General features: G+C 62.2%; 7 protein-coding genes and 1 tRNA gene. 6 read left to right on the forward strand and 2 right to left on the reverse strand.

The window, feature by feature from the left end; all coding sequences use genetic code 11:
* Positions 1-137: 137 nt before the first annotated feature.
* Complete coding sequence (locus KJ624_02545; GenBank protein MBU2008723.1) at positions 138-1244, reverse strand: aspartate-semialdehyde dehydrogenase; 1107 nt, start codon at positions 1242-1244, stop codon at positions 138-140.
* Positions 1245-1298: 54 nt separating this feature from the next.
* Between KJ624_02545 and mutS the strand changes: the two genes are divergently transcribed.
* The 5 genes from mutS (at position 1299) to groL (ending at position 8513) form a co-directional block, all read left to right on the forward strand.
* Positions 1299-3809, forward strand: coding sequence for a DNA mismatch repair protein MutS (gene mutS / locus KJ624_02550; GenBank protein MBU2008724.1), 2511 nt, complete (start codon positions 1299-1301; stop codon positions 3807-3809).
* A gap of 59 nt (positions 3810-3868) precedes the next feature.
* Positions 3869-4678, forward strand: a complete 810-nt coding sequence (locus tag KJ624_02555; GenBank protein ID MBU2008725.1) for a hypothetical protein — start codon at positions 3869-3871, stop codon at positions 4676-4678.
* A gap of 133 nt (positions 4679-4811) precedes the next feature.
* On the forward strand, positions 4812-6410 hold the full coding sequence (mutL, locus tag KJ624_02560; GenBank protein ID MBU2008726.1) for a DNA mismatch repair endonuclease MutL: 1599 nt from the start codon (positions 4812-4814) through the stop codon (positions 6408-6410).
* A 176-nt stretch (positions 6411-6586) separates the two neighbouring features.
* Positions 6587-6874, forward strand: a complete 288-nt coding sequence (gene groES / locus KJ624_02565; GenBank protein ID MBU2008727.1) for a co-chaperone GroES — start codon at positions 6587-6589, stop codon at positions 6872-6874.
* Positions 6875-6890: 16 nt separating this feature from the next.
* On the forward strand, positions 6891-8513 hold the full coding sequence (gene groL / locus KJ624_02570) for a chaperonin GroEL (protein MBU2008728.1): 1623 nt from the start codon (positions 6891-6893) through the stop codon (positions 8511-8513).
* Between the two features lie 42 nt (positions 8514-8555).
* Here groL and KJ624_02575 read toward each other — a convergent pair whose 3' ends face one another.
* A complete protein-coding gene (locus tag KJ624_02575) occupies positions 8556-9815 on the reverse strand; it encodes an insulinase family protein (protein MBU2008729.1) in 1260 nt (419 codons plus the stop codon).
* A 184-nt stretch (positions 9816-9999) separates the two neighbouring features.
* On the opposite strand from KJ624_02575, the gene KJ624_02580 reads away from it, so the two are divergent.
* A tRNA-Lys gene (locus KJ624_02580) sits at positions 10000-10071 on the forward strand.
* The last annotated feature ends 69 nt before the right edge of the window (positions 10072-10140 follow it).

The following is a 10140-nucleotide window of genomic DNA, read 5'->3' on the forward strand; positions in this document are numbered from 1 at the left end:
CTTCTGGGCAGCGCTGGTCCCTTCCAATGGTACGTCGTGAACTCCAGCGCATGCTGGCCCGCTGGACAGGAATCTGTCCCTCCTGTGGCAAGGTCATCCGGTGGCGTATGGATTCCTCTTACCTTAACGTAGTAGTACTAGATGAGGCCCTTGCTGAGGAGGTATTCCATCACCTGAACGGAGCCCCTGGCGGCACCCTTCTTCAGGTTGTTGGAGAGGACCAGGTATTTCACCCAGTTGGGACCAAGGTCGCATTTCTCTATGCGGCCCACCAGGGCGGTCATGCCCCCGTCCAGCCCGGCATCATACCTGGGCTGGGGGGGCCTCTCCATGAGGGTGATGGTCTTCTGGGGGCTGGAGGGGAGGTGGCCAAACCTTTCCCGGCAGAGCCCGTTGAAGGCCTCGTAGGCCCCTTTCACGTCCTCCACCGAGCAACCCTTCACCGTTTCCACAAAGACGGCCTCCAGGTGGCCGATGTAGTTGGGGACACGCACACAGAAGCAGTCTATGGGGAATTCCGCCGGGACTATGGCCCCGCCCTGGTACCGGCCAAGTATCTTGAGCGTTTCCCTCCTTACCTTGGGCTCCTCATCAGCGATGAAGCCGATGACATTGCCCTCGAAGAGGAGGGGGGGCTCCGCTATCATTTCCGCTGATACCGGCCGGGGGAGGCCGGGCTCCTTCTGCTTTGCCCAGAGCTCGAGGGCGGAGTTGCCGGCCCCGGAGACCGCCTGGTAGGAGCACATGAGCACCCGGCCCACGCCGAAGTTGTCCAGGATGGGTTTCAGGGACATCACCAGCCCCACCGTGGTGCAGTTGGGCTCGGGGGCGATAAACCCCCGCCACCCCCTCTCCTTCTGCTGGACCCTCAAAAGCTCTATGTGTTCCGGGTTGACCTCGGTTATCAGGATGGGGACGTCTTTCTCGTAGCGGAAGGCGGAGGTGGTGCTCATCACCGGCACCTGCCGGGCGAACTCCGGCTCTATCTTCCTGGCCTCGGCCGAGGGCAGGGCGGAGAAGACCGCCTCCATATCCCCGCCGGGTGTTATCTCCCTGACCTGCCTCCGGGCTATCTCCTGGGGGAGATGGGAGGTATCCAGCCGGCAGGCCTCCCGGAGGGTCTTCCCGGCGCTTCTCTCCGAGGCGTAGAGGGGGCCGATCTCAAACCAGGGGTGGCCGATGAGGGCCTCAATGCCCTCCAGCCCCACCGCCCCCGTCGCCCCCAGGATGCCAACCTTTTTCATGCAAGACGATATTATACCAGCTTCTCGCGGGGAATGGCTTATAATGATACCGCCATGCCCAGGGAGATCGCCCCTATCCGCCGTCAATACCTGCGCATCAAGCAGCAGTACCCTGACGCCGTCCTCTTTTTCCGCCTGGGGGACTTCTACGAGACCTTTGAGGAGGACGCCCGGACCGCCTCCCGGGTGCTGGAAATAGCGCTCACCAGCCGGGAGATGGGAAAGGGCCACCGCCTGCCCATGGCCGGCATCCCCGCCCACGCCCTGGAGCACTACCTGGCCAAGCTGGTCTCCCAGGGCTATAAGGTAGCCATCTGCGAACAGCTCACCCCCCCGGGGAAGGGGCTGGTGGAGCGGGACGTGGTGAGGGTGGTCACCCCCGGCACCCTGATGGAGCCTGCCCTCCTCCCCGGCAGGGCCAATAACTACCTGGCGGTGGTGGCGGGTGAGGGGGAGACGGCGGGCCTGGCCTACGCCGATATCTCCACCGGCGAGTTCGCCACGGCACAGCTCCCCAGGGAAAGGCTCCTGGCGGAGCTGGAACGCCTCCGCCCCGCCGAAATCCTCACCCCAAAGGGCTGGGACACGGACCTCCCGGGCCTGAACATGTCTCTCACCAGCAGAGAGGAGGCCTGGTTTGACCGGGAGGAGGGGGAGAGGCTTATCCTGTCCCATTTCGGGGCCGCCACCCTGGAGCCTTTCGGCTGCTCCCACCTCCCCCAGGCCGTCAGGGCCTGCGGGGCACTCCTGCGCTACCTGGGAGAGACCCAGAAGGGGGCCCTCCCCCAGCTTGCCCGCCTTTTTACCTACTCCCCGGACGGGTTTATGGCCCTGGACTCCTTCACCCGCAGGAACCTGGAGGTCCTGGCAAGCCTGTCCCCCACCGGGCCTTCCCTCCTTTCGGTCCTGGACCTCACCCGGACGGCCATGGGGCACAGGCTCATCAAGAAGTGGCTCTCCCAGCCCCTCCTGGACCCGGAAGCTATCCGGGTGCGGCAGGAGGGGGTGGAATGGTTTTTCAGGAACGCCATCCCCCGGGCCAGGGCGGGGGCTTTGCTCAAGGAGATGGCTGATGGGGAGCGCCTCGCCAGCCGCATCCTCACCGGCCTGGCCACCCCAAGGGAGCTCCTGGCCCTGAGGGACAGCCTGGAGGCGGTCCCCCGCCTGGTGGAGGCCCTGGGAACCTCCCCCTTTGCCGGGGCCCTCAAACCCTGCCCCGAGGCCTCGGAGCTCACCGGCCGGGCCATCGCCACCGAAGCCGGGATGACCATAAGGCCGGGCTTCTCCCCCGAGCTGGACGAGCTCCGCTCTTCTTCGCAAAGGGCGAGGGAGTATCTATCCTCACTGGAGCAAAGGGAGAGGGAGAGGACGGGGATAAGGACCCTCAAGGTGGGCTACAACCAGGTCTTCGGCTACTACATTGAGGTCACCCGCCCGCATCTGTCGCGGGTGCCCCCTGACTATATCCGCAAGCAGACCCTCACCGGGGCGGAGCGCTTCATAACCGCCGAGGTCAGGGAGTATGAGACCCTCATCCTCCACGCCCAGGAGCGCATCCAGGAGCTGGAGCAGCAGCTCTACCAGCAGGTGCTGAAACAGCTTTCGGCCTATGCCGAGGGGCTTCTCTCCCTGGCCCGGGCACTGGCCGAAATTGATGTCTACCTGGCCCTGGGGGAAGCGGCGGCCAGGTATGGCTACACCCGGCCCGAGATAGATGATGGCTATGTTATTGACATAAAGGGTGGCAGGCACCCGGTGGTGGAGAGGCTGCTGGAGGGGGAGTTCGTCCCCAATGATACTCTGCTTTCCCGCCAGGACTGCCAGCTCATCATCCTCACCGGGCCGAATATGGCGGGGAAGTCCACCTACCTGCGCCAGGTGGGCCTTATAGTTCTTATGGCGCAGCTCGGGAGCTTTGTCCCGGCGGAGAGTGCCAGAATCGGGCTGGTGGACCGCCTCTTCACCCGGGTGGGGCTCTACGATGAGATATCGGCGGGACGCTCCACTTTCATGGTGGAGATGGTGGAGACGGCCCATATCCTCCACCAGGCCACCCCCCGCTCCCTCATCCTGCTGGACGAGATAGGGAGGGGGACCAGCACCTACGATGGCCTGGCCATCGCCCGGGCGGTGGCGGAGTTCATCCACAGCCACCCCGCCCTGGGGGCAAGGACCATCTTCGCCACCCACTATCACGAGATGGTGGACCTGGCCCGGTATCTCCCGAGGGCCAGGAACTTCAATGTGGCCGTGGCCGAGGAGGGGGGGAAGGTGGTCTTTTTGCGCCGGGTCATCCCCGGCGGGGCCGATAAATCGTACGGCATCCATGTGGCCGAGCTGGCCGGCCTGCCCCGGGCCATAACCTCCCGGGCACGGGAGATATTGAAAGAGCTGGAGAGGGAGAAGCCCAAGCCCCGCCGGCAAAGGCCCGAACAGCTACCCCTCCTGGCCCCAAAGTCCGAGGTAGAGGAGGAGCTGAAGAAGCTGGACGTAGACGGCCTCACCCCCCTGGAGGCCATCACCCGCCTCTACGAGCTGAAGAAGAAAGCAGGGGAACAACCTTGACAATACATCTTTGCAGGAGAAAACTTGGAGGCACGAACGAAGGGTAGGAGGCATCTCAAATGGCAAAGTATTGTCCGAATTGTGGCAGGAAGCTTTCTTTCTTCAGCAGAGAAGGTCTGTGCAGTGAGTGCAAAACCACCCAAGAGGTTGAGCTTGACGAGATAGAACAGCAGATTGAGGAGACAAAGAGTGTTACAGAACAACAACTGGAGTTGCTAAAGAAGCACGACAGAGGTGCACTAGTCAAGTTGTTTGGCAGAATATACGAGCAATTCGAGGAGGACAAGGAGCTTGAGGAGGGTGAAATAGCAGCGCTACAGAGTATTCAAGACAAGTTGGGTTTGTCAATTGAAGAAGTTCAATTCAATGAACGGATTAGGCCCTACATCTACGTTAACACGATCAGAAAGGAAGGGAAGCTGCCTACGGTTAACCTGCGTGTGGAGGGTGGGGGGCAGGTAATCTTGAAGAAAGGCGAAGTCGTTCACTTTGCGGATACGGCCTCTCTTAAGGAACTAAGATCGGTTAGTTTGGGGTATAGCGGTGGCTCGCATGGCATAAGCTTTCCTATTGCAAAGGGCGTGAGATACAGGGTCGGTGCTCACAGAGGCCACATAGTGAGAGAAGATAGGTATGTTGAGACTTCCAGAGGGGCCCTCATGATAACCAACCAGAGGCTCTTCTTACATCCGTTTCCCGGGCAAAAGCCCGTAAGCATACCACTGGATAAGATACTGTCCTACCAGTGCTTTGACAATGGAATTGAGGTGTACAAAGAGGGTAGAGAGAAAGGCTACCTTTTCACCATAGGCAGTAGTGGCTCGGTGGAGATATTTGGACTCTGCCTTGGCAAGCTGTCAGGGCAGTGAAGCCGCGCAATGGCTTTCAGCCTCAGGCAATTCGCGACTAGCGCGACGGGCGCTACATGGTCAAGCCACGTGCCCGCCAGGTTACATGAGTTCGGTCCAGGGCTCGAACAGGTACAGCGCCGACCGTAGTGCTATGCGCATAAAGGTTCTTTCCCCTGACCTTGTCTCCAAAATCGCCGCCGGGGAGGTGGTGGAAAGGCCGGCCTCGGTGGTGAAGGAGCTTATAGAGAACTCCCTGGACGCCGGGGCCACCCAGATATCCGTGGAAATCAGGGGGGGAGGGGTGGGGGTGATACGCGTAACCGATAACGGCTCGGGCATCCCCGGACAAGAAGTCGAGCTGGCCTTCCAGAGGTATGCCACCAGCAAGATAGAGAAGGACGAGGACCTGGAGGCCATCTCGTCTCTGGGCTTCCGGGGGGAGGCCCTCCCCTCTATTGTTGCCGTGGCCCAGGTGGAGGTCTTCACCCAGACAAAGGACGAAGCGGCGGGGACCTTTGTCTCCTTCAAGGACGGGGCCGTGCTGGAGAGGGCCTCCCGGGGCCGCCCCCCCGGCACCACCATCGCGGTGAGGAACCTCTTCCGCAGCGTCCCCGCCCGGTTAAAGTTCCTGAAATCGGCCTCCACGGAAGACGCACACACGCAGCGGCTTGTCTCCCGCTATGCCCTGGCCTGGCCGGAGGTCTCCTTTACCCTGTACATAGACGGGAGGCCCGCCCTCAGGACGACAGGGGACGGTGGCCTGCGGGAGGCAGTTGCCCAGGTCCACGGGCATGAGCTGGCCTCGGCCCTGCTGGAGGTGGAGGCCCCGGGCCTGTCTGGACTGGTGGGGCCGCCTTCCGTGTCGCGCTCCGGCCGGGACTACATCCAGTTCTTCCTGGACCGCCGGCCCATAAGGAGCCCCCTTTTGCTGCGGGCGGTGGAGGAGGTCTATGCCGGGCTGCTGCCACCCGGCCGCCACCCCGCCGCCTTCCTCCGCCTTGTAGTCTCGCCCCAGGAGGTGGATGTGAACATCCACCCGCAGAAGGCCGAAGTCCGCTTCCGGGACGAAGGGTCTCTCTTCAGGGCGGTCCAGGAGGCCCTGCGCCGGGCCGTGGGCCGGGGCCCCCTGCCGGAGGCAATGGCGGAGTCCCCCTTCCCCCAGCTTTTCCCCTCGCCCCCCACCAACCTGCCCCTGCTGCGGGTCCTGGGTCAGCTGGCCCAGAGCTATATCATCGCTGAAGGGCCTGAGGGGCTATATCTCGTTGACCAGCACGCCGCCCACGAGAGGGTGCTCTTTGAGAAGCTCAAGGGGCGGAAGGCCCGGGAGCTAGAGGTCCAGGGCCTCCTGGAGCCCCTTTTCCTGGAGCTCTCCCCTCGCCAGGAAGGGGTGCTTGATGCCCGGGGGGAGGACCTGGGGGGCTTCGGCTTCGGGATAGAGCCCTTCGGCCCCCGCACCTTCCGCATCACCGCCATCCCGGCCCTCCTCAAAGATAAAGATATCAAGGCTGCCCTCCTGGAGCTCCTGGACGCCCTGGGTGAGGAGAAAGGCCCCCCCTGGGAGGAGAGGGTGGCCCTCTCCCTGGCCTGCCACGGGGCGGTGAAGGCCGGCCAGAGCCTCAACCCCGAGGAGATGAGAGGCCTCCTCCAGGAGATGGAGAGGATTCCCAACCCCCATACCTGCCCCCACGGCCGCCCCACCCTCCTCCACTTCTCCTCCTCCCAGCTGGAAAAGGGTTTTGGCCGGAGATAAGCAGAAATATTGAGAAAACAATAGCTTTGGGTCTGTAAATGCCCCTGGTTTCCTTTAGCTCCCCCTCACCATGCTGAAGAAGCCCTTGCCAGCCAGGCCGCGTTCCATTAGAATCTGTGTTAGCAGTCGGCAGTGGCGACTGCTAATATATTTCGGGAAGGAGGTGGGCAGTGGCAGTGAAGCTGGAGCCCTTGGGCGACAGAATAGTGGTGAAGCCCTTAGCCCGGGAGGAGGTGACGAAGGGGGGCATCATTATTCCTGACACGGCGAAGGAGAAGCCCCAAGAGGGGGAGGTGGTGGCGGTGGGGCCGGGGAGGGTTTCTGACAGCGGCAAGCGCATAGCTATGGAGGTAGCGGTCGGCGACAAGGTCGTCTATAACAAATACTCCGGCACCGAGTTCAAGATAGATGATGTGGAATACATGATCCTCAGAGAAAGCGATGTCATAGCCAAGAGGGCCTGAGGAAGAAGGAGGTAAGATGGCGAAGCAGATCATTTTTGGTGAAGAAGCCCGCCGGGCTCTGAAGAGGGGGGTGGATGCCCTGGCCAATACCGTCAAGGTGACCCTGGGGCCCAAGGGCAGAAATGTTGTCTTGGACAAGAAGTTTGGTGCCCCCGCCGTTATCAGCGATGGGGTGACCATTGCCAAGGACATTGAGCTCAAAGACCCCTTTGAGAACATGGGGGCCCAGCTGGCCAAGGAGGCGGCCTCCAAGACCAACGATATTGCCGGGGATGGCACAACTACGGCCACGGTGCTGGCCCAGGCCATGGTGAACGAGGGCTTCAAGAATGTCGCGGCCGGGGCCAACCCCATGTCCCTCAAGCGGGGGACCCTCCTGGCGGTGGACGCCATTGTGGAGGAGCTCAAGAGGATGGCCACCCCTGTTACCAGCAAAGAGCAGATATCCCAGGTGGCCAGCATCTCCGCCAATGACTCCGAGATTGGCGGGTTGATAGCCGAGGTTATGGACAAGGTGGGCAAGGATGGCGTCATCACCGTGGAGGAGTCCAAGGGGATCAAGTTTGAGACCGAGTATGTGGAGGGGATGAAGTTTGACCGGGGCTATATCTCCGCCTACTTCATCACCAACCCCGACCGCATGGAGGCGGTCCTTGATGACCCCTACATCCTCATAACCGACAAGAAGATCTCTGCGGTGGCTGACCTCTTGCCTGCCCTGGAGAAGATACTCCAGGTCTCCAAGAACCTGGTATTCATCGCGGAGGATATAGATGGGGAGGCCCTGGCCACCCTGGTGGTCAACAAGCTCCGCGGCACCCTCAACTGCCTGGCGGTGAAGGCCCCCGGCTTCGGCGACCGGAGGAAAGCTATGCTTGAAGATATGGCTATCCTCACCGGAGGAAAGGTCATCTCCGAAGAGGTGGGCCGGAAGCTGGACTCAGTCACGGTGGCCGACCTGGGCCGGGCGCGGCGGGTGGTCGCCGATAAGGATGATACTACCATCATTGAAGGCAAGGGCTCGGAACAGGCCATCCAGGCCCGCATCAAGCAGCTTAAGGTCCAGACAGAGGAGACCACCTCGGACTTTGACCGGGAGAAGCTCCAGGAACGTCTGGCCAAGCTGGCGGGCGGGGTGGCGGTAATCAAGGTCGGGGCGGCCACGGAGGTAGAGCTCAAGGAGAAGAAGAACCGGGTGGAGGACGCCCTGTCCGCAACCCGGGCCGCGGTAGAGGAGGGAATCCTGCCCGGGGGCGGGGTGGCCATTGTCCAGGCCTCCAAGGTCCTGAGTAAACTCAAGCTGGAGGGGGATGAGGCTATCGGCATCCAGGTGGTGAAGGTGGCCCTCGAAGAGCCCATGCGCTGGATAGCCATCAACGGCGGCCGCGAGGGTGGGGTGGTGGTGGAGACGGTCAAGCGCAGTGCGGCTGGAGTGGGCTATGATGCTGTCAAGGACGATTTTCACAACATGGTGGAGAGGGGGATTATAGACCCGGTGAAGGTGACCCGGGCTGCCCTCCAGAACGCTGCCAGCATCGCCGGCATGATTCTGACCACCGAGTGCCTGGTGGCCGACATCCCGGAGAAGAAAGAGATGATGCCCCCCGGGGGAATGCCGGGTGGCGGCATGGAATACTAGGGGACAGGTAGCAGAAAAAGGGGGGCCGCCAGCGGCCCCCCTTTATATTTTGAGCAGGTCCTCCAGGCTCTCGGGGGAGACGGGGCCCACCACGGCCAGGTTGAGCTTGTCCCCGGTGACCAGGTTCCTGGCTACCCTCTTCAGGTCCTCCCCGGTGACATCATCTACTCTGGCGATGACTTCCTCAGGGGTGAGTACCTGGCCGGTGAGGAGCTCCTGGGCCCCCAGCCACCCGGCTACTGCCCGGGTGTCCTCCAAGCGCAGGAAGAGCCTACCCTTGGTGAACTCCTTGGCCCGGGAAAGCTCCTCTTCTGTCACCCCCTCCCGCAGCCGCGCCAGCTCCTCCAGGGTGGCCTGGAGGGCCTGTCGGGCGTTCTTGGGCTCCACCCCGGCATAGACCAGCAGGGAGCCGGTGTCCCGGAAGTGGCTCACCATGCTGTGGATGTCATAGGCCAGGCCCCGTTTCTCCCTTATCTCCAGGAATAGGCGGCTGGTCATGCTCTCCCCCGCCAGGGTGTTGAGCAGGTCGAGGGCAAAGCGGTCGGGGTGGAGGACGGAGATGCCCCGCAGGCCCAGGCATAGCTGGACCTGCTCCGTCTTCCGGTGCTCCACCTTCAGGCGGGGTCCTTTCTGGCGGTCATCGGCGGGGGACCAGGGGTGGGTCTTCCCATCCTGCCAGGAGGAGAGGGTCCGGGTAAAGGCCTCTACCACCTCCAGGTGCTCTATGTTCCCCGCCACAGCCACCACCGCATTGGAGGGGAGGTAATGTTGATGGAGGAAGCCCAGCAGGTCCTGCCGGGTGATGGTGGATATGGTCTGGCGGTCTCCCGCCACATCCCGGCCCAGGGCCTGTCCCGGCCAGAGGACCTCGTCGATGAGCAGGTCCACCCTCTGGGCGGGGCTATCCAGGCTCATATTTATTTCCTCGATGATGACCTGGCGCTCCCTTTCTACCTCCTGGGGGTCAAAGCGGGAATGGAGGAGCATGTCCACCAGGAGGTCCAGGGCCAGGGGGAAATGGGGCCGGGCCACCTTGGCCCAGAAGAGGGTAAGCTCCTTATCCGTCCCCCCGTTGAGTATCCCCCCCACCGCCTCCAGGGGCGCATAGAGGTCCTTGGAGGTAGGCCGCCCCTCCGTCCCCTTGAAAAGCAGGTGCTCCAGGAAATGGGCCGCGCCTGCCTCCTGGTCCCTCTCGCAGCGGGAGCCGGCCCCGATGAAGATGGCCAGGGAGACCGAGCGGACATGGGGGGTGGGGGCAGTGATAATGCGCAGGCCGTTTGGGAGCCGGGTGCTCTGGAACATCCGTTGTATTCTAGGCGGGTCTCTCCCCCCTGTCAAACCTCATAGAACCGGAATGGGGTGGGCCTCGCCAATGACCACCTTCACCGCTGCCCAATCTCATAATGTGTATGGCATCAACGCCTTCCTTCCTCAAACAGGAGGCAAAAGCAGGGTGTTAAGCATTTTGTGGTAAAATCGGATACACGGGCCGTTAGCTCAGGGGTAGAGCAGGGGACTTTTAATCCCTTGGTCGGGGGTTCGAATCCTCCACGGCCTACTATCTATACAGGACTTTCTGCTAGTCCCTTGCTAATCCCTGCCCCATTGAGCAGGCCATCCTCGAATC

The sequence above is a fragment of the Chloroflexota bacterium genome, assembly GCA_018825785.1.
GTDB lineage: Bacteria > Chloroflexota > Dehalococcoidia > JACVQG01 > JAHKAY01 > JAHKAY01.

What these genes read in the sequence shown, in the direction of transcription:
- KJ624_02545 (MBU2008723.1), bottom strand. Translation starts at nt 1,244, where the DNA reads ATGAAAAAGGTTGGCATCCTGGGGGCGACGGGGGCGGTGGGGCTGGAG.
- mutS (MBU2008724.1), top strand. Translation starts at nt 1,299, where the DNA reads ATGCCCAGGGAGATCGCCCCTATCCGCCGTCAATACCTGCGCATCAAG.
- KJ624_02555 (MBU2008725.1), top strand. Translation starts at nt 3,869, where the DNA reads ATGGCAAAGTATTGTCCGAATTGTGGCAGGAAGCTTTCTTTCTTCAGC.
- mutL (MBU2008726.1), top strand. Translation starts at nt 4,812, where the DNA reads ATGCGCATAAAGGTTCTTTCCCCTGACCTTGTCTCCAAAATCGCCGCC.
- groL (MBU2008728.1), top strand. Translation starts at nt 6,891, where the DNA reads ATGGCGAAGCAGATCATTTTTGGTGAAGAAGCCCGCCGGGCTCTGAAG.
- KJ624_02575 (MBU2008729.1), bottom strand. Translation starts at nt 9,815, where the DNA reads ATGTTCCAGAGCACCCGGCTCCCAAACGGCCTGCGCATTATCACTGCC.